The sequence below is a fragment of the Celerinatantimonas marina genome, from assembly GCF_046054165.1.
Lineage (GTDB): Bacteria > Pseudomonadota > Gammaproteobacteria > Enterobacterales > Celerinatantimonadaceae > Celerinatantimonas.
This window is the reverse complement of the sequence record NZ_JBFNXK010000006.1, coordinates 1-19,803: the sequence shown is the minus strand read 5'-3', so window position 1 is coordinate 19,803 and position 19,803 is coordinate 1. Positions and strand designations below refer to the sequence as shown.

Below are 19,803 nucleotides of genomic sequence, written 5' to 3'. Positions count from 1 at the left end.
ATTACTCGGGTTTTCGGGTGTAAATCGGGCCGGGGAAAGCGCGGACGTTTTCGCCGGCATCGGTTAATTTGACATTCCCCGGTTTACTGACCTGATCAATGCGTAACACGTTGTGCATTGGGATCAACGAACTCTGAACATCGGCAAACTCACTTTTGAGTTTTTCTTCGCTAGGATCAACCACGACGGTTGAGTTGGTGTTGAATACGAATTCACTGATTTCAATAAATCCAAAAATATGACTTGAATTAACCTGTTTGGCATATAGGTCATATTGTTTCCCATTATTGATAAACTGAATACGATAGAGTGAATTAGTTGCCATGATCGTAATATTAGCCTCTTTCCAAACGGCGCTATTCTATAGTGTGAGGCGTGATCTTTCAAAAGAAAAGCACTGATGCTTCAATTGCGGAGATTACCGGATAAAATCCGCTAAAAACCCAAAGTTCTGTGATGGGATAAGGGAGAATAGCTAATAATGTTGTGAAAATGTTTCATGTATGTAATGAGATCAAATTCTTGCTTTTAAGATATAAATGAATCACCTCTTTTCTTGAATTTTAATGCACTAAATTGACCCAGATTCAAATTTCCCGAGAATGCTTCTGATATCTTGCCTAAAGATTAGTCTTTGTTGATCCTTTTGCAGCTATTTATGCTTGATTTTGACAGGACCGATCCTGTTTTTGCGGTTATTTTCTACAAATATTCGGTAATGCCGCATAAATCAATGTCTGGGAATAGGGTCTGTCACCGGTGTTCAACGGGCCGGTTGGGTGTCGGTATTTTTATCGTCATATCCGGCTCAAAGGATCGTGAAACCGGGCGCATGGATCAGCGAAACAATAGACCCCAATTGGTTTTGAGTGGTTGGTAAAGCTAATGTGGGAGACCGGTGGGATCCTCGGGATCCCGCTGAAATAACGACGAGAAACCATAGAGGATTAGGTTATGCAACTGACACGTTTTACCGACTACTGTATTAGGTCGCTTATTTTAGTGTCAACGCGACCTCCGGAGCACCTGACGACGATTACTGAAATTGCTGAAACTTACAAGCTGTCACGAAATCATGTCGTAAAAGTGGTCCATCGCCTAGGACAATTAGGGTATTTGCATACGCAACGAGGCAAACATGGCGGTGTGCGTCTGGCCAGAAATGCAGAAAATATCAAAATGGGTGAGTTAATTCGAGATGTGGAACCCCGGCATTCATTAATTGACTGTAGTGCTCCGGGATGTTGTTTATCACATGATTGTCGAATGAAGTCGATCCTGAATCGGGCCATCCGGCTTTTTTATGGCGAACTTGACCGTTATACATTAGCAGATATTATCAGAGAACCTGAACACGTCTTTGAATTATTGAATCTGCATGATGAGTTATTTTAATCTGTTAATTAATGTACATATTGCCAGCGCGATAATCAGTTTTTGTGGTTTTGTTTATCGCTGGCAATTGGCACTGCGCCAATCCCCTCAATTACAACATCCATTCCTTCGAATTTCTCCACATGTTATCGATACGCTGCTGTTAGGATCGGGGATCTGGTTATGCGTTCTGCTGGGTGTTTATCCGTTTTGGAATAACTGGCTGACGGCTAAACTGCTCCTGCTTATCGTTTATATCGGCGTGGGTACGATGGCGATTAAGCGGGCTAAAAACCAACGACAACAAGCGGTATACGGCATCGTTGCTATCGTTATTTTTGCCTTGATTACGTTAGTCGCGTTGGATCATCAACTAGTCTAACCTTTACGCCAGTAGGCGGGGAAAAATAAGACGGCTACTGTTAGAATTTCCAGTCGTCCCATTAACATCCCTAAACTTAAGAGCCATTTGGCTTGATCCGGCAGTGATGCAAAATTACTGCTGGGTCCGACAACATCACCGATACCCGGACCGACATTGGCCACCGCGGTAATGGAGGCACTGATTGCGGTCGTGGGATCCAACCCCATATAACTTAAGGCACTGGAGATGATGATAATGGTCAGGAAATATCCGACCGAAAACGCAACCATCGAGCGGATGATCTCATCGTTGACGGGGCGGCCATTATAACGTTGGGGGAAGATCCCCCGGGGATAGAGCAACTGTTTAATTTGTTTTTGAAAGAGTGTGGCTGCAATTTGCAGGCGAAAGATTTTAATCCCCCCAGCGGTGGAGCCGGAACAGGCTCCGATCAGCATGAGAAAGATAAACAATGTGGTCGTAAAATGTCCCCACTGACTGAAATCCGTTAAGCCGTAACCGGTGGTCGTGACAATCGATAGAATGTTAAATAAACTGATCCGTAGTGCGTCAACATAATCATAGGCTGAATGCCGCCACAGCCACAAACTCATCACCGCTCCCAGACCGATAATCAATAGCAAAAAACCTCTGATTTGGGCATCTTGAGTTAAATCTTTCAGACTGCGGTGCCGAAGTGCCTGAACAAAGAGTAAGAAGGGCAGCCCGCCTAAGAACATAAACAGGATGCCATTCCAGTGGGCGCTGTTACTGAAATGAGCCATCGACTGATCTGAGGTTGAATAGCCGCCGGTTGAAAGGGTAGTCATCGAGTGATTAATCGCTTCAAACCAATTCATCCCGGAAGCCTTGTAACCAATCGCGCAGAGGATACTGAGAATGGTATAAACCACCAGAATATGGGTGGCGACATATTTGGTGCGGGGCGCGCTTTTATCAGACCAGTCAGAGGATTCGGTCTGGAATAATCGCATTCCGCCGACATTCAAAAAGGGCAGGATGGCTACGCCCAGCACGATGAACCCGATCCCCCCCAACCATTGTAGCAGTGAGCGCCACAGTAGCAGTGCCGGCGGTAAACTATCCAACCCGGATAGCACGGTTGAGCCGGTTGTCGTCAGACCGGACATCGTCTCAAAATAGGCATCGGTAAAACTAATATGTCCGAGGAGCATCAGCGGCAGTGCGCCAAAGGCACAGCATCCCACCCAGACAAAAGTCGTCAGCAGAAACATCTCACGGGCATGTAGCTGGAAGTTTTCCATGTGGCCGAGCCGTAACAGCAACAGTGCACATAAATGAGTGACGATAATGGATTGCCCAAATTGGATAAATCCCTCACTGCCGCTAAAAAAAGCCAGCGATGCGGGAATATACATAAATAGCGCCAGTTTGGATAAGACCAAACCGGTGACAAAGGCAATAGGACGCAGATTGACGATCATCAGAGAAAAAATGGACTCGGTTGGAAAAGACGTTCGACATCCGGGATATATTTCTTATCGACCAGAAACATCACCACGTGATCATCTTGTTCGATTCGGGTGTCATCGTGAGCGATGATGACTTCATCTTCACGCACTACCGCACCAATAGTGGTTCCCGGAGGGAGTTTCAGTTCCCCAACCATCCGGCCGACCACTTTAGAGGTATGTTGATCACCGTGAGCGATTGCTTCAATCGCCTCGGCTGCACCTCGGCGCAGTGAGTAAACGTTGACGATATCCCCTTTACGAACATGGGTCAGCAGGGCTGAAATCGTCGCTTGCTGGGGAGAAATTGCCACATCGATGACGCCATCTTGCACCAGCTCGACATAAGCGGTTCGCTGGATCAAAACCATGGCCTTCTTCGCACCCATTTTTTTGGCGAGCAAGGCGGACATAATATTAGCTTCGTCATCATTGGTGACGGCAATAAAAACATCGACCTGATCGATATGCTCTTCGTTGAGCAGTTCCTGATCCGAGGCATCACCACAGAATACAATCGTATTATTTAACACTTCAGAAAGATGTTCAGCCCGGGCCAACTTGCGTTCAATTAACTTCACGCTGTACTGACTTTCCAGCCGTTTCGCCAGTGCCGCACCAATATTTCCTCCCCCGACGATCATGATCCGGCGATAGGGTTCTTCAAGACGCTGCAGTTCGCTCATGACGGATCGAATATGGGTACTGGCGGCAACAAAGAAGACTTCATCATCGGCTTCGATGACCGTCGTGCCTTGGGGGCGAATGGCATGGCCGCGGCGAAAAATGGCGGCTACCCGGGTCTCGGCATTGGGAATATGATCCCGGAGTACCGAAAGAGCATTGCCGACCAAAGGTCCACCATAGTAAGCCTTGACGGCGACTAGCCCCACTAAACCATAGGCAAAATTCATCACCTGCAATGCGCCGGGATAGTCAATCAAACGGCTGATATAGTCGGTGACCAGTTGTTCCGGTGCAATCAGATGATCGAGCGGAATGGCTTCGGGGCGAAATAATTTATCCTGTTCGGCCAAGATCGCTTCGGAGCGGATCCGAGCCACTTTATTGGGCGTGTTGAACAGAGTATAAGCAATCTGGCAGGCGATCATGTTGGTTTCATCACTGTTGGTGACAGCAACTAGCATATCGGCATCCTGAGCACCAGCTTCACGCAACACATCCGGATGAGCACCGTAGCCATTGACGACTCGAAGGTCAAATTTATCTTGTAACTCGCGCAGACGTTCATTGTTGGTATCAACAATCGTGATATCCGACTTTTCGCCGACTAAATTTTCTGCAAGTGTTCCGCCGACCTGTCCGGCTCCCAGAATAATGATCTTCATCTTCTCTGCAACATATTGAACAGCCTATTGGCTTTGTGTATCGAATGCCTGCGCTGGACCATTTCGGCGCAGGCGGGAATATTATGCAGGCCGTTTGAATAAACGCGCATAATAAAAACCATCCATCTGTTGTTGGCCGGGTAAGATTTGCCATCCCGGCTGCTGAACTGTTTCATCATCATGGATCGCAAGCAGCTGTGCATCAGCCGTTTCGGTCAAAAATCGACTAATTTGCTGACTGTTTTCTTCTTTTAGAATCGAACAGGTTGCATACAGCAGTGTGCCACCGGGTTTTAGCCATTGCCATAAGGCGTTTAAAATTTGCCACTGCAAATGGGCCAGTGAGGTAATATCATCGGCGCGGCGTAACCATTTGATATCTGGATGTCGACGAATGACGCCGGTTGCAGAGCAAGGAGCATCCAGTAAAATTCGATCAAAGGGCTGTTGGGCCCATTGTTCCGGTTGGCTGGCATCAGCGGCAAGAACATCGGCATTGAGTTGTAATCGGGCCAGATTTTCTCGAACCCGCTGCAGTCGGTGTTCATCAATGTCAATCGCGGTCAGTTGCAGTGTCGGTTGGCATTCCAACAGATGGCAGGTTTTGCCTCCGGGAGCGGCACAGGCATCCAAAATGACTTCGCCGGGCTGAGCGTCTAAAAGTTGGGCTGCCATTTGCGCGGCCGCATCCTGAACGGAGACACTCCCGGTTTCAAATCCGGGGAGGCGATGTACATTCACCGGGTTTTCCAGACGCAGCGCCTGCGGTGCCAGATCACTGGCCTGTGCTTCCAGCTCGTTTTCTGCCAGGAGTTGTTGATATTCATCCCGGGTGTAGTGCTGCTGATTGACGCGAAGCCACATCGGGGCCCGCTCATTATTGGCCTGAAGGATCGTTGTCGCTTCAACCGGATAATGCGCTTGTATTTTTTCAATCAACCAGTTGGGATGGCAAGCCTGTAAGGTTGGTTGTTGTGCGAGTTGTTCCAGCAATGATTCCCGTTGCCGGTCCGCCTGACGCAGTACTCCATTAAAGAGTTTGGAAAAGTTGCCGAGCTTGAGCTCCCGACTGGCCTGAACCGTTTCACCCACTGCTGCATGCGCAGGAATACGCATGTAAAACAGTTGGTATAGTCCGGCTAAAATCAGAAAATGTCCCTGTCGGTATTTGCCTTTGAGCGGTTTGTCCATTAATTGGCGAGCCCAAAAATCCAAACGCGGGAGCAGTCGGATAATACCGTAACTGATCTCTTGGGCGAGGGCGCGATCTTTGGCTGGGCAATTCACCAGTTCTTGATCTAAAAGCTGGCTGAGTGAATTGGATTTTTCTACGACCAAATAGGCTAATCGGGCACTGAGAGCCCGGGCACTCAATGTTTTCATTCAGCAACCTGTAGTTGGGTCCCTGGAGCAAACCAGTCACTTCGGGAGTTGAGAATATCAGCTGCACCTAATGGTTTTTTCCCTGGAATTTGCAAGACGTGCAAGGCAATGGATTGAGCGCCGGTAGTGACCACGATCCCGTGTTTATCCGCTTGTAAAATAGTTCCGGGAGGCTGAGTCGATTCTTGCTCGATAACGCTGGCCTGCCATACTTTGATTGAAAGCTCATTGATCTGAAAATAACTGACAGGCCAAGGGTTAAAGGCCCGAATACAGCGTTCGATGTGTGAGGCACTGTCTTCCCAGTTTATTTGAGCTTCTGCTTTGGATAATTTTTCGGCGTAGTTCGCCAACTGATCATTTTGGGGTTCGGGTTGTAATTGACCCAGACTGAGTTGGTCAATGGCATGGATGAGCGCTTCTGGACCAACTTGAGCCAGTTTGTCATAGAGTGAGGCGCTGGTATCCTCTGCCTCAATGGGGAGTGATTGACGATACAGCATGGCACCGGTATCGAGTCCCTCATCCATTTGCATAATGGTGATCCCGGTTTCGCGATCACCGGCCCAGATAGCGCGCTGGATCGGCGCAGCTCCACGCCAGCGAGGAAGCAAGGATCCGTGGACATTGATACATCCTAATCGGGGCGTTTCTAAAACGACTTTCGGCAGGATCAATCCATAAGCAACTACGATCATCAGGTCTGCTTGATGGCTAGCTAAAATGTCTTGTGCTGATTCATGGCGTAAACTGACCGGTTGATAAACGTTGATTTGATGTTCCATCGCCAGTTGTTTGACAGGGCTGGCGGTTAATTTCTTACCACGTCCAGCAGGCCGGTCCGGTTGGGTATATACGGCCACAACTTGATGAGGACTGTTGAGTAAAGCTTCCAGATGGCGCGCCGCGAAATCGGGCGTGCCTGCAAAAATAATTCGTAACGGTATCAAACCAGGCTCCTTAATGGCCGGAAGCAGTTAGTCTTTAGAACGATGTTCACGTTTGGCCATTTTTTCCATCTTTTGTCTCACACGTTGCCGTTTGAGGGGGGAAAGGTAGTCGATAAATAATTTCCCCATCAGATGGTCCAGTTCATGTTGAATACAGATGGCCAGAAGCCCGGTAGCCTGAATTTCAAAGGCTTCCCCCTCCCGGTTCAATGCTTGAACAGTAACTTCTGTTGCCCGCTCGACATCGGCTCGATATTCAGGAACGGATAAACACCCCTCTTCATTGAGTGCGCAGGCAGCGTTTTTGGCTGTAATTTCCGGGTTAATTAAGGTAATTCGCTGATCGCGCGTGTCTGAACAGTCCATGACCACGATGCGCTGATGAACATTAACCTGAGTTGCAGCAAGACCAACCCCGTCTTCGGCATACATCGTATCGAACATATCGTCGACAATTTGCTGAATTTCGGGAGTAATCTTCTCGACCGGTTTGGCCACTTTACGTAGCCGTTCATCAGGGAATTTTAAGACATCAAGCACTGCCATCGGTTAAACCACCTTTCTTTCATTTTATGAGGGTATCGGATTCTTTTTGGGTATTTTAGTCATTTATGATCATAAAAAACAGCTTTAGCACCGGATTTGGCGGCTGTCGTGGTCGATTTTATGTTTCTATTTCATCAATAGTGATGATTTACCGAGGATTTGGCAGGGCTATGGTATAGTGTCTTATTTATCAATAATGGCGATGAGATGCTTTCTCCCAATGCTTCGTTATTACTTCGGTTGAGCTCTGTGTCCGGTATCGGACCGGTTCGAATTCAGCAACTCTTAACGCATTATTCATATGCGCAATTGCATGCGGCGACGCTGACGGATTGGCAAAACTGGGGATTGAGCACGAAACAGTGTCAGGAACTTGAGCAGGGCAACCATAGCTTAGAATGCTCACTGAAATGGCTTGAATATTCATCTCATCAGTTAGTGAGTTTAGCTGATGAGATGTATCCGGAGCGCCTGAAGATGATTAGCAGTCCACCTCCAGTATTGTTTGTTGTGGGTGATATGGCGCTATTGAATGCGCCTCAAGTGGCTATTGTCGGAAGTCGTCATGCCGGATTTAATGCAATGGAGCAAGTTAGACGATTAGCTTCCGAATTAGCAGCTCTGCGGGTGGTGGTCACTAGTGGACTGGCGTTGGGGATTGATAGTGCGGCTCATCAGGGCGCACTGATGCAGGGGAAAACGATAGCCGTGATGGGAACGGGGCCGGATCAAGTCTATCCCCGTCGGCACCGAAAACTGGCCGAAACGATCCTCGAACAGGGCGCTATTGTGACTGAATTTCCGCCGGGGACGGTTCCCCGGGCTCAGAACTTCCCTCGTCGCAATCGGGTCATTAGTGGTTTGAGCTTGGGGGTGGTTGTCAGTGAGGCCGCTCGCCAGAGTGGTTCCTTAATTACGGCCAAATATGCATTGGAGCAAAATCGTGAATTATTTGCGATTCCGGGAAATATCGATAATCCTTTAACACAGGGACCCCACCAATTGATTCAGCATGGTGCGAAGTTGGTGACCTGTTGTGGCGATATATTGGATGAATTATGGCCGCTTATGCCAGATATTTTGGACAAAGTGGCCTTAGACACAGATAATATTGATCAACAGCAATTGCCAAGTGGTGGATTGTTGGATAACGTAGGTTATGAGACGACTACGATTGATCAGGTCGTCGAACGCAGCTTACTGCCTGTGGACAAAGTCATCAGTGCGCTCATTGAGCTCGAAATGTCGGGTGAAATTGTGGCGGTATCTGGTGGGTATGTTCGATTGAGGAGGAACCCGTGATGTTTGATATCCTCATGTATCTTTTTGAAACCTACATTCATAGTGATGTTGAATTGCTCATGGATCATGATGAACTCACTGAAGAGTTGACTCGTGCCGGTTTTCGAAAAGAGGAGATCTACAAAGCCTTAGACTGGCTAGAACAGCTTGCTGCGCTTCAGGAAAGTGATCAGCATCCTTATCTGAATCCTTCAGCAACGCCGTCGATCCGAATTTTTACTGATTCGGAGATGAACAAATTGGATGTGGAATGTCGCGGTTTTTTAATGTTCTTAGAACAGATTAAAGTGCTTACCGCAGAAACGCGAGAAATGGTTATTGATCGGGTGATGGAGCTGGATAGCCAAGAGATCGAACTAGAAGATCTGAAATGGATTATCCTGATGGTGCTCTTTAATGTGCCCGGTAGTGAGTCGGCTTATCAGCAGATGGAAGAGTTACTGTTTGAAGTCGGGGATGGCTTGCTGCATTAACCCATCTTACAGGTGACTCCGGCTTAGCCCGCAACTCAGAGATTATGGCTAAAATCGATTCAAATTTATTTACGGCCCATAAGCACGCGCTTGACGGGCCGGAAGAGTCTTGCCCGGAATGCGGTGCTCCTTTGGTGTATCAGCATCGTAAGGGAGGATCGTTTATTAGTTGTAGTCGTTTCCCGGATTGCCATTTTACCCGCCCCCTTCACCAAGATTCCGAACGAGTCGAAAAAGTCTTGCCGGGTACCGTTTGTCCGCAATGTGGCCGAGAGTTAGTGCTGCGTAGTGGTCGCTATGGCTTATTTGTGGGGTGCAGCGGATTTCCAGAATGTGAACATGTTGAACAGGTTAATCCGAGTGAAGAATCTCATATTGAGTGCCCCAGCTGTCATCAGGGACAGCTCGTGCGTCGTCAGTCTCGGTTCGGTAAAACCTTTTATGCCTGTGATCAGTACCCCGGTTGTAAATTTGCCGTCAATCATCCGCCAGTCGTCGGTACCTGTCAGTTTTGTGGCTTCCCTTTGTTGGTCAAACGGCAGATGGCTCGAGGAGAAACCTATTATTGCGCCAGTAGAAAATGTGGCAAAGTACAACCAGAGCCAGAAACTGACTCTGATTGAGATTGATGGTTAGCGGTGCAGATATTCATGTAATCCCGGGAATCCGGATTCGGGCAGAAGTTGGGCCAACTCGGCTAGCCGTTGCTGTAAAAGATGCGCATCGGGTGCTGAAATATTGATATGCCCCATTTTTCTTCCGGGACGTTTATCTTTCCCATACCAATGAACTTTACATCCCGGTAATGCATAGATTTGAGGATCGATGGCATCCTCACCCAGAATATTGACCATGGCCGTCGGGGTCCGCAGTGTGCAATCCCCTAATGCTAAGCCAGCCACGGCTCGGTTGTGGTTATCAAACTGGCTGACGAACGCTCCCTGTTGGCTCCAGTGGCCGGAATTATGAACTCTTGGCGCAATTTCGTTCACTAATAGTTTTTCATTGACGACAAAACATTCCACGGCCAGCACACCTACGTAATTCAATTGTTGGGTTAATGCTTCAAAGATCGTGAGAGCTTGGGATTCCAGAGCCTGACTTTGTCCTCCATCGATCACCGAAACGGTCAGTACGCCTTCATGATGATGGTTCACGGCCAGTGGATAGGTGACCACATCGCCCTGATGATTACGTGCGCCGATAATCGAGACTTCCCGATCAAAGGGGATCATTTGTTCTGCCACGATGGCCTGTTTGGGATCAGAGGCCAGAAACGCTTCGATTTTCGGCCATAAAGTGCTTGCTTCTTGAGCCGATTTTAAGCGCCATTGCCCTTTTCCATCATAACCGGCTAAAGCACTTTTTAAGACCAAGGGAGCGCCTAATTGGCTGAGTGCTTCATCAAAGCTGGCCCGATCCTGAATGATGCGATACGGTGCGTTAGCCACTCCGGCTGATTCCAGTAACTGTTTTTCTAAGCGGCGATCCCCACCCGTTTTGATAGCCTGAGCATCCGGGAACAGTTTGCCACTCTGCTGGCATTGGTCCAGCACCGGGTGAGAAATATGTTCAAACTCACTGGTAATCACATCGGCCCATTCAATGGCTGCGGCCAGATCTTGAGAATATTGATGATGGCTGAGGGGATCGACGACGATAGCGGGACCGACGTCAAAGGCGCGAAACTTAAAATTGAGAGGAATGCCATCCAGCGCCATCATTCTGGCTAACTGACCCGCCCCAAGGACTAGGATATTCATGCATTCTCCTCAGTTGGATCCGGATGGGCCAATACCTGTTCGGTCTGTGCTCGACGAAATGCTTCGACTTTAGCCATGAGTTGCGGATCACTGGTTGCCAGGATCTGGGCGGCTAAAAGCCCCGCATTGGCTGCTCCTGATTCACCGATTGCAAGTGTGCCTACGGCGACACCTTTGGGCATTTGGGCGATGGATAATAATGAGTCCATTCCTTTAAGCGCGCGTGATTGAACCGGAACGCCTAGTACTGGGAGCGGCGTTGACGCGGCGCACATTCCTGGTAAGTGTGCGGCTCCTCCGGCTCCGGCGATAATGACTTTCAGGCCACGATCTTTGGCTGTTTGAGCGTATTCAGCGAGTAGCTGGGGGGTGCGGTGCGCTGAGACGACTTTAGTTTCATACTCGATCCCAAGTTGATCGAGCATAGCAGCGGCATGCTGCATAGTGGGCCAATCGGACTTGGATCCCATGATAATTCCGACTTTCATTTCCGACTCCTGTGAGTTGCTGCTTACATCGAAACGGTTGGCATTATAAACGTAAATCAAGGTCTGCTGAAATCCACAACCACGATTTGTCTCGGATGTTTCCATATCCAAAGGTTGTCGCTAACATTTTAGGTATGGATAGAGTAATGTATATCAAAACTATATTTGAGGAGCATCTTTTGAGTGATTTGCTTGAAACCCTAGAAGCTTTGCATCAAGGGCTTGTGGTTGGATACCCTACCGAAGGCGTGTTTGGTGTGGGGTGTGATCCAGATAAACCCGCAGCGATTGAAAAGTTATTAACGATCAAGCAGCGACCCAAATCGAAAGGATTGATCCTTATTGCGGCAAATTTTGCCCAGCTTGCACCTTATGTTGATTTATCCTCTATCGATGCTTCAACTCAGGAACGAATTTTTGCCAGTTGGCCCGGCCCGGTGACTTGGGTGTTACCTGCTTCAGAAATCACTAGTGATTGGGTTACTGGCCAATTTGACACGGTCGCTGTTCGGGTGAGTGATCATCCATTGGTCATTCAGCTGTGTGAGGGGTTCGGTAAACCGTTGATCTCAACTAGTGCGAATCTATCGGGTCAGCCTTCAGCGACGACTTATGCTGAGGTTGAGCAACAGTTAGGCGATCAACTGGCAGCTATATTATTCGGACCTACTGGCGGGCGGGATAAACCCAGTGCGATTTATGATGGGTTGACCGGGCGCGTAATTCGGGAAGGCTAACTGTGGGTATGATTGATCGCCAGCAGGTTTTAGCATTCTTGCAGCAGTTACAAAATTCGATCTGCCGATCTTTGGAAGCTGAAGATGATGCTCAGTTTATCTGTGATCGCTGGCAGCGGCCGGAACAAGAAATATCATCACTGCTCGGTGGCGGTGAAAGCCGGATCTTAAAAGGCTCCGTTTTTGAGCAGGCTGGGGTGAATTTCTCGCATGTGCGCGGTCGGAAACTTCCGCCTTCGGCGACTCAGAGCCGTCCTGAATTGGCAGGCCGTTCATTTGAGGCGATGGGAGTATCGCTCGTGATCCACCCTCGTAATCCTTATGTGCCGACTAGCCATGCGAACGTTCGTTTCTTTATTGCGGATAAACCGGGGGAAGATCCGGTTTGGTGGTTCGGTGGCGGATTCGATCTGACGCCGTATTATCCTTTTGATGAAGATATTCTCCATTGGCATCAGTGTGCTGAGCAGTTATGTCGGCCTTTTGGTGCAACCCGTTATCGTGAGCATAAAAAGTGGTGTGATGACTATTTCTATTTGCCACATCGAGGAGAAACCCGAGGGGTGGGTGGGTTATTTTTTGATGATCTCAATGCGCCTGATTTTTCGGAAGCTTTTGCCTACATGCAAGCGGTAGGCAAGGGGTTCATTGACGCTTATCTGCCTATTGTGCAGCGTCGAAAACGGATCGCATATGCAGAATCTCAACGGCAGTTTCAACTCTATCGACGGGGTCGATATGTCGAGTTTAATCTAGTTTATGATCGTGGCACTTTATTTGGCTTGCAGTCGGGTGGTCGTACGGAATCAATTTTGATGTCGATGCCGCCATTGGCTCGCTGGGAGTATCAATTTGAACCCCAACCCGATTCGCCAGAGAGCCGATTAGCGGACTATTTGAAACCTCGGGACTGGTTGTCTGAATTGGTGCTTAAGTAGCTGCTCTGGCTTAAAAAAGATCAATCTCAAAATAAACTAAAAAATTCATCATCTTTTGCTTGCATGTCAAAGAAGATTGGATTATTTACTAAAACTGCAAATTGGTTGGTGATGCCCCGCATCGTTTTTGAAGAGATGAAGCTAGTTATGAGTGGATCTTTTGCAACGAATCGTCGTTTTTATGATGATAAACATTTCCCTCGCGGTTTTTCACGTTCGGGTATCTTTACTATTAAAGAATCTGAACTATTGGAAGCTTACGGGCATGCGTTTAAAGAATTAGATGAGCAACTTCGTGAACCTGGAGACGAAACAGAGCAACATTTTGTTGCTGTTTGTCGCGGGGAACAGACAGCGGTGACGCTGGAAGAAAAAGCTTGGCTAAAATTCAAACAGCGTACTGGTCGTCGTCGCTTCCATGCTTTAGTTGGATCGCCTCGAGTGGCTGCTGCAGAGGCGGATGATGATGCCGGCAGTAGTGATGAAGATGATTTAACAGTTGATTAATCCATAAGCAATGACGCGACTGTTTTATAGGTCGCGTCGTTATTGGTGCGTGCAAATTGTTGTAAAAATCGCTAATGTAATCGAAAGTCAGCGGTAAACAGAGGCATTCACGTGGATCGTTACGCAGTTATTGGTCATCCTATCAGCCATTCCAAATCTCCCTATATTCATACCCTTTTTGCTCGTCAAACCCAACAACCCCTAGTCTATGAGGCCATTGATCTCTCCGAAGAGCATTTTGAACAAGAATTAACGGATCTTTTTGCAAATGGATTAAAAGGGTGCAATGTCACTATTCCTTTTAAAGAGAGAGCGTTTAAATTTGCATCACAGTTGACCGAACGCGCCCAGCGAGCGGGAGCTGTTAATACTTTAAAATTAACCGATGATGGTATTTTGCTCGGAGACAATACCGATGGTGCTGGGTTGCTTTCCGATCTCCACAATCGAGTTGGCGAATTGAAAGGTTTGAAGATCGCATTACTCGGTGCGGGTGGGGCCGCTCGAGGTGTATTGGCTCCATTATTGACAGAGCAGCCTGCTTTGGTTGTGATTGCTAATCGCACTGCCAGTAAAGCGATTCAACTTGCGGAAGATTTTTCCGATTTAGGTGTGATTCGGGGATGCGCTTTGGATGAGTTAGCGGGAGTTTTTGATTTAATTATCAATGCAACATCTGCTAGTCTATCGGGACATACGATTGCCATTGATGAAAAGCTTATTCACCCGGATATGGCTTGTTATGACATGATGTATAGTGCTGGGCGGACGGTCTTTAATCAATGGGCCCGGGAGCATGGTGCTCGTCAGGTCATCGATGGGCTAGGGATGCTAGTCGCTCAGGCGGCTGAAAGCTTTGCTTTGTGGCGAGGGATCCGTCCGGGAACTCGGCAGGTGATGAATGAAATCCGGCGGAATTTTGCATTATGAGTCTGATCTAATCCTTCTATAGGGGAAAATCGATACCTATTTACAGGGATTTTCATTTATGAACGAGTTGGCTATAGTGAGCAATAAATTTATTGTGTTTATTCAATTTGTTGCAATTAGTATTCATGATGATTTCATTGATGCTTAGTGGGTATCGATCCTTGATGGTTAAATTTTGTTGCAATAATCGTGTTTTGTGAGGCTTCATTCGTGAAGCAATGAGATGTGCTCAGAAGCCGATTGCACCAATATAACCAGCAACGTTCAATAGCCTTTCATAAGCCATTTGTCGTTTAGATGGATTATATAATGATCATGGAAGATGCCGTAATAGTCTTTGCCTTGTGTAAAGATGATTGAAATCAGATGTGTTAATGCATAACTAAGGTACTTTTCATGAAGCGATATCGGGTTAACCGAAAGGGTTCTTTACCTAAATTTTTTGCTTATACCGTCTCATGCCTATGGCTATTAGGTGTTTCTGTCGCCACTGTCGCGGCTCCAGAAACTCAGTCAGCCGGTAATAACAATACGCAGCCTCTAGTTTATAGCCAGTATACTCAGGATGGGAGTGTAGACCGTAACACGGTTATCATGTTGGCAAAACAGTTGGCTCAAAAGCCATATCAGGCTCCTCAAGTGCCTTTATCTGATAGTCTGAAAAATCTGTCGTTAGCACAGTATCAGAATATATTATTCCAACCGAATCAGGCGCTCTGGGCTCAGGATAATTTGCCGTTTCAGATGCAGTTATTTATGCGGGGGTCTTATTTTGACGATCCAGTGGAAATAGGTATTGTGGATGGCGGTCACTCAACTCACCTTCCTTACTCTCCTGATTATTTTGTCTCTGGCTCGGATCAACCGCTGGATTTGCCTAAAGATGACATCGGTTTCTCTGGCTTTAGTCTTTATTACCGCTTAAATCAGCCACAAATCTATAATAAAGCGATTCAGTTTCAGGGCGCTAGCTATTTTCAAGCGATTGGTAAAGGGGAAACTTGGGGCGCTTCAGCACGAGGATTAGCAATTAATACCGCCGATCCTAAAGGTGAAGAAGTGCCACGATTTCGGGCCTTTTGGGTCAGTAAGCCCAGTGTGAGTAGTAATAGTTTAGTGGTGAATGCCCTGCTGGATAGCCCGAGTGTCACAGGGGCTTATCGTTTTACGATTCGTCCAGGGGATAGTACGAATGTTGATGTGGAAGTGGCCTTATTTCCCCGGCAAGATTTGAGTAAAGTAGGCTTGTCACCGATGAATAGTATGTACATGTTTTCGGGTAATGATCGTCGGGGGATCGATGATTATCGTCCACAAGTGCATAATTCGGACGGCCTGCTGATGGTCAATGGTAAAGGTGAACGATTGTGGCGACCTTTAGCAAATCCGACGACATTGCAAATTAGTGGTTTTGTCGATGATGCCCCCATTGGTTTTGGTTTAATGCAGCGTGATCGTAAGTTTGCTGATTATCAGGACTTGGTTGCTAATTTTCAGGATCGCCCGAGCCTATGGGTTGAACCGATTGGTAACTGGGGACAGGGGAGTGTCACGCTCATTGAGATCCCTTCCGATGATGAAATTCATGCCAATATCGTGGCTTACTGGTCTCCCAAACAGCCATTAAAAGCCGAAACAGAATATGATTTTTCATATCGACTGCATTGGGGGCAAGCCCCTCATCCTGCTATTAACGAGTATGTTGTGTCATCAACGATTAGTGGTCATACCAAAGGGGCTGCGAATAATACCGATCGTCATTTTGTAGTGGATTACACCCCAACAGGAAATAGCTTGCCTGCTGATGGGGACGTTCCAACCATTAATGTCACGACAACGGCAGGAGCAGTGAAAGAGGTTCAGGTGGTCAAAAATCCTCATACCAAAGGGTATCGGCTTAGTTTTGATCTGGAACCCGGAGATGCCCGTGCCGCAGAACTTCGGGCGGAATTGAGTTTCGCTGATTCTCGCAAAGCTGAGACCTGGCTTTACCGTTGGACAGCTAAATAGTTGGGGTGAGAATGGATCTAGATCAACACTCTGTTTTTGCCGGTATGCCCGATGAGCAACCGGCAGCCATGCCCCCTCAAGACCTGAAACATTTCAGTAAAGAGCAGGTTCGTACACCGATTCAGCCGGCGCATTTACATTCGGCGGTGTGGCGGCGACTTCTGATTTTGGGAAGTGCATTCATTATCTCAGTCGCTGCTATAAATGAAATGCGTATTGTGTTGGGCCTTGGTGGACTGACATCGCTTGAATACTCGGTATTGGTATTGTTTGCTCTGACTTTTTCATGGATCACCATCTCTTTTACCGCGTCTATCGCCGGTTTTTTTCGGGTGCTTCGTAGGGCAAACCGAGAGGTAAATTGGCTCGATACAGCATTGACGACGAAAACCGTCGTTTTGATGCCAACTTATAATGAAGATCCAACACGTCTGTTTGCCGGATTGGAAGCGATGGCTCGGCAGATTTATGACGTGGGTGGTGGTGCTCATTTTGACTGGTGCATTATTAGCGATACCACCGATGCGGATGTCGCTCGTCAGGAACAGCAAGCCGTATTATTAATGCGGCAGCGATTACAAGGTATCACTCGGGTCTATTATCGTCGACGCCGTTATAATGTGGCGCGTAAATCTGGGAACGTTCAGGATTTCTGTACCCGTTGGGGGAGTCGTTATGATCACATGTTGGTCTTGGATGCTGACAGCCTGATGAGTGGCCGAGTGATGGTCGAAATGGCGCGACGGATGCAGGCTAATCCGGATCTGGGATTATTACAGACTATTCCTCGCTTGATCAACGGGACTACATTAGTCGCGCGGCTACAACAATTTGCCGGTCGGGTTTATGGACCGATTGTTGGTTCGGGTTTGGCTTGGTGGGTGGATAAAGAAGGTAACTTCTGGGGCCATAATGCCATTATTCGAATCAAAGCGTTTATGAGTTCGGCTGGCTTACCGGAACTTCCTGGAAAACCCCCGTTTGGTGGCCATATTCTCAGCCATGATTTTGTGGAGGCCGCATTACTGCGTCGAGCTGGGTGGAGTGTCGAAATTGCCGATGATCTGACCGAATCCTATGAGGAATCCCCTCCATCAATTGTTGATCTAGCGATTCGTGACCGGCGTTGGTGTCAGGGCAACTTGCAGCATAGCCGGGTGATTGGTGGTAAAAAACTGCATTGGGTAAGCCGTATGCATATTCTCACCGGGATCATGTCATACGTGTCATCGCCACTATGGCTATTATTAATCTTAGTGGGGTTAATGTTGGCACTTCAGTATCAATTTGTGCGACCTGAATATTTCCCTCGGGGATTTTCGTTATTTCCCACTTGGCCGCTTATGGATCCCGAGCGTGCTTTACGGCTGTTTATGATTACGATGGGAATTTTGTTCGGTCCGAAAGTATTGGGATTGATCTCTTTCATGGTCGATCGACGACAGCGCAAGCAGGCGGGTGGCTTTTTACGGTTGCTATTGAGTTTTATCGTTGAAATTATTGTGTCTGCATTGATCGCTCCGATCATGATGCTCATCCACAGCGGGGCGGTGACTTCTATTTTATTGGGGCAGGATAGTGGCTGGAATCCACAGCGTCGTGATGATGGCCGAATCCCTTGGAAAGATCTCTGGTTTCGGCATCGTTGGCATGTTTTTGGGGGCTGTATTCTGGCGATTTCAGCTTATGTGATCTCCTTAGATGTTTTAGCGTGGCTTTCTCCAGCGATTATCGGCATGGTCTTGGCTGTGCCTTTGTCTTACTGGACCGGATCGAATCATTTAGGACATACCTTAAAACGGTGGGGGTGGTTGAAAATTCCTGAAGAGCAGGAAGAACCATCTATTTGGCTAGCAACTAAGGCCAATCTGAATGTTTATCGTCGGTGGTTGGAGCAGACTCCATCATTGGAAGAAGTCGTAGGTGATGAATCCCAATTGAAGGCGCATTTATTGTTAACCGATCATTTTACTCCCAGAGAACCAGGGCGGGTGGATGCGATTGATGCGACAGCGGCTTTAAAAATAGCGGATGCCCAAAATGTGGTACAAGCCGTGTCATTTTTAACAGCGAAAGAAAAGGCTCGGGTTCAAAATACTCCTGTGTTGATGAAAGCACTGGCAGCCCTGTCATCGGAGCAGAAGTTAAGGCTTGCGGCCCCTGATTTATCAATAGCTGAACGAGAGAACAATCGCTTGATTGAATTGATTCGGGGGATTTAAGGTTCTAGTAACATTTGCCCGTCGTCTGGCGGGCAAATCAGTAAGACTTTGTTAGGCAGGCATTGTTTCTGATTGTTCTTGTAGGTAATTATCTTTCAAAAAGACGTAGTTTGCTGCAGATTGTTTGAGAAAATCAAATTCTGAATCCTTCAAAGCACGGTAACGGGTCACTGGATTGCCCAGATAAAGATAGCCCGATTTCAAATGCTTCCCAGGAGGGACCAAACTTCCTGCGCCTACAATGACGTCATCTTCAATGATTGCACCATCAAGAATGATTGCTCCCATTCCAATGAGAACTCTATTTTTAACCGTGCAGCCATGTAACATCGCTTTATGGCCAATAGTTACATCATCGCCGATGGTGAGAGGTAGCCCATCAGGAGCAGTATCACTCCGACGGGTAACATGTAATACGGAACCATCCTGAATATTAGTCCGACAGCCTATTTCTATATAATTAACATCGCCGCGTGCAGCGACATATGGCCAGATACTGCAATCATCGCCAATAGTAATTTGTCCGATTAAAACCGCAGTGTCATCAATCATGACCCGTCCGCCAAATTTAGGCGATTGCCCCTGATACGTTCGGATAGCCATGCTTTACCTCTTCGCTCTGTAAAATATAACCCAATTTTATCATAGACCATTCACGTACAGGAGATAGATTCAAGTTATAGAAACGTAATCTTTGATCAAGACCGATTAAAAGCAGAAATGGTATTTTCGGCTAAATAAAATCAAACGGTGAGATTATTGGCTATTTAGAACGAGAGATCCCGCAATTACACCAAAAATTGGCGATTTTTAGAGCAATATCACGAATGGCTGCTGGAAAACTCACCAGTGTTGGATAAAATCTCTACAAACAATCAGAAAAACTAAAAAAAGGGGAAAAAAAGGTTGCGCAAAAAAATGGGGTCCCTATAATGCACCACCACTGACACGGCACACCGCCTCAAACGGTCACC

At 47.3% G+C, this 19,803-nt stretch carries 20 protein-coding genes; 11 read left to right on the top strand and 9 right to left on the bottom strand.

All coding sequences use genetic code 11. The annotated features are described in order from the left end of the window. Position 1: 1 nt before the first annotated feature. Positions 2-328: a DUF1820 family protein gene (locus ABUE20_RS07915; protein ID WP_408619583.1), complete on the bottom strand. Its 327-nt coding sequence runs from the start codon at positions 326-328 to the stop codon at positions 2-4. Between the two features lie 626 nt (positions 329-954). On the opposite strand from ABUE20_RS07915, the gene ABUE20_RS07910 reads away from it, so the two are divergent. Together ABUE20_RS07910 and ABUE20_RS07905 are read left to right on the top strand one after the other, a co-directional pair. Continuing rightward, the gene (locus tag ABUE20_RS07910; RefSeq protein ID WP_408619342.1) at positions 955-1,395 is read left to right on the top strand and encodes an Rrf2 family transcriptional regulator; all 441 of its coding nucleotides are present in this window, start codon (positions 955-957) and stop codon (positions 1,393-1,395) included. Continuing rightward, complete coding sequence (locus tag ABUE20_RS07905; protein ID WP_408619341.1) at positions 1,379-1,756, top strand: SirB2 family protein; 378 nt, start codon at positions 1,379-1,381, stop codon at positions 1,754-1,756. Before ABUE20_RS07910 ends, ABUE20_RS07905 begins: the two co-directional genes overlap by 17 nt. Here ABUE20_RS07905 and ABUE20_RS07900 read toward each other — a convergent pair. From ABUE20_RS07900 to def, 5 genes are all read right to left on the bottom strand, one after another. After that, on the bottom strand, positions 1,753-3,201 hold the full coding sequence (locus ABUE20_RS07900) for a TrkH family potassium uptake protein (RefSeq protein ID WP_408619582.1): 1,449 nt from the start codon (positions 3,199-3,201) through the stop codon (positions 1,753-1,755). The two genes, ABUE20_RS07905 and ABUE20_RS07900, sit on opposite strands and share 4 nt — an antisense overlap. Before the next feature lie 2 nt (positions 3,202-3,203). Further along, positions 3,204-4,580 carry a Trk system potassium transporter TrkA gene (trkA, locus tag ABUE20_RS07895; RefSeq protein WP_408619340.1) on the bottom strand — a complete coding sequence of 459 codons (1,377 nt, stop codon included), beginning with the start codon at positions 4,578-4,580 and terminating at the stop codon, positions 3,204-3,206. 81 nt (positions 4,581-4,661) lie between these two features. Continuing rightward, positions 4,662-5,954 (bottom strand): 16S rRNA (cytosine(967)-C(5))-methyltransferase RsmB, encoded by a 1,293-nt coding sequence (gene rsmB / locus ABUE20_RS07890; RefSeq protein ID WP_408619581.1) that lies wholly within the window; start codon positions 5,952-5,954, stop codon positions 4,662-4,664. A gap of 5 nt (positions 5,955-5,959) precedes the next feature. Continuing rightward, positions 5,960-6,913 carry a methionyl-tRNA formyltransferase gene (gene fmt / locus ABUE20_RS07885; protein WP_408619339.1) on the bottom strand — a complete coding sequence of 318 codons (954 nt, stop codon included), beginning with the start codon at positions 6,911-6,913 and terminating at the stop codon, positions 5,960-5,962. Positions 6,914-6,940: 27 nt separating this feature from the next. Continuing rightward, on the bottom strand, positions 6,941-7,459 hold the full coding sequence (gene def / locus ABUE20_RS07880) for a peptide deformylase (RefSeq protein WP_408619338.1): 519 nt from the start codon (positions 7,457-7,459) through the stop codon (positions 6,941-6,943). Between the two features lie 207 nt (positions 7,460-7,666). Here def and dprA point away from each other — a divergent pair, with 207 nt between their 5' ends. From dprA to ABUE20_RS07865, 3 genes are read left to right on the top strand one after another with little or no spacing between them, the layout of a single operon-like run. Then, positions 7,667-8,761 carry a DNA-processing protein DprA gene (gene dprA, locus ABUE20_RS07875; RefSeq protein WP_408619337.1) on the top strand — a complete coding sequence of 365 codons (1,095 nt, stop codon included), beginning with the start codon at positions 7,667-7,669 and terminating at the stop codon, positions 8,759-8,761. Next, positions 8,761-9,234 (top strand): DUF494 family protein, encoded by a 474-nt coding sequence (locus ABUE20_RS07870; protein ID WP_408619336.1) that lies wholly within the window; start codon positions 8,761-8,763, stop codon positions 9,232-9,234. The genes dprA and ABUE20_RS07870 overlap by 1 nt, the downstream gene beginning before the upstream one ends. 41 nt (positions 9,235-9,275) lie before the next feature. Then, positions 9,276-9,857 (top strand): DNA topoisomerase family protein, encoded by a 582-nt coding sequence (locus ABUE20_RS07865; RefSeq protein WP_408619580.1) that lies wholly within the window; start codon positions 9,276-9,278, stop codon positions 9,855-9,857. Positions 9,858-9,866: 9 nt separating this feature from the next. On the opposite strand, the gene ABUE20_RS07860 is transcribed toward ABUE20_RS07865, so the two are convergent. Both ABUE20_RS07860 and purE read right to left on the bottom strand, forming a co-directional pair. Further along, a complete protein-coding gene (locus ABUE20_RS07860) occupies positions 9,867-10,997 on the bottom strand; it encodes a 5-(carboxyamino)imidazole ribonucleotide synthase (protein ID WP_408619335.1) in 1,131 nt (376 codons plus the stop codon). Further along, positions 10,994-11,485 (bottom strand): 5-(carboxyamino)imidazole ribonucleotide mutase, encoded by a 492-nt coding sequence (gene purE, locus ABUE20_RS07855; protein ID WP_408619334.1) that lies wholly within the window; start codon positions 11,483-11,485, stop codon positions 10,994-10,996. Before purE ends, ABUE20_RS07860 begins: the two co-directional genes overlap by 4 nt. 179 nt (positions 11,486-11,664) lie before the next feature. Between purE and tsaC the strand changes: the two genes are divergently transcribed. The 6 genes from tsaC to mdoH all read left to right on the top strand — a co-directional run bounded on the left by tsaC (position 11,665) and on the right by mdoH (position 18,829). Next, positions 11,665-12,222: an L-threonylcarbamoyladenylate synthase type 1 TsaC gene (tsaC, locus tag ABUE20_RS07850; protein WP_408619333.1), complete on the top strand. Its 558-nt coding sequence runs from the start codon at positions 11,665-11,667 to the stop codon at positions 12,220-12,222. A gap of 8 nt (positions 12,223-12,230) precedes the next feature. Next, the gene (gene hemF / locus ABUE20_RS07845) at positions 12,231-13,160 is read left to right on the top strand and encodes an oxygen-dependent coproporphyrinogen oxidase (protein WP_408619579.1); all 930 of its coding nucleotides are present in this window, start codon (positions 12,231-12,233) and stop codon (positions 13,158-13,160) included. 147 nt (positions 13,161-13,307) lie between these two features. Next, positions 13,308-13,667, top strand: coding sequence for a MaoP family protein (locus ABUE20_RS07840; RefSeq protein ID WP_408619332.1), 360 nt, complete (start codon positions 13,308-13,310; stop codon positions 13,665-13,667). 111 nt (positions 13,668-13,778) lie between these two features. Further along, positions 13,779-14,597, top strand: a complete 819-nt coding sequence (aroE, locus tag ABUE20_RS07835; RefSeq protein ID WP_408619331.1) for a shikimate dehydrogenase — start codon at positions 13,779-13,781, stop codon at positions 14,595-14,597. 396 nt (positions 14,598-14,993) lie between these two features. Then, positions 14,994-16,607, top strand: a complete 1,614-nt coding sequence (locus tag ABUE20_RS07830) for a glucan biosynthesis protein G (protein ID WP_408619330.1) — start codon at positions 14,994-14,996, stop codon at positions 16,605-16,607. A gap of 11 nt (positions 16,608-16,618) precedes the next feature. After that, positions 16,619-18,829 (top strand): glucans biosynthesis glucosyltransferase MdoH, encoded by a 2,211-nt coding sequence (gene mdoH / locus ABUE20_RS07825; RefSeq protein ID WP_408619329.1) that lies wholly within the window; start codon positions 16,619-16,621, stop codon positions 18,827-18,829. A 51-nt stretch (positions 18,830-18,880) separates the two neighbouring features. Here mdoH and ABUE20_RS07820 read toward each other — a convergent pair whose 3' ends face one another. Continuing rightward, complete coding sequence (locus ABUE20_RS07820; RefSeq protein ID WP_408619328.1) at positions 18,881-19,432, bottom strand: gamma carbonic anhydrase family protein; 552 nt, start codon at positions 19,430-19,432, stop codon at positions 18,881-18,883. Positions 19,433-19,803 lie beyond the last annotated feature (371 nt).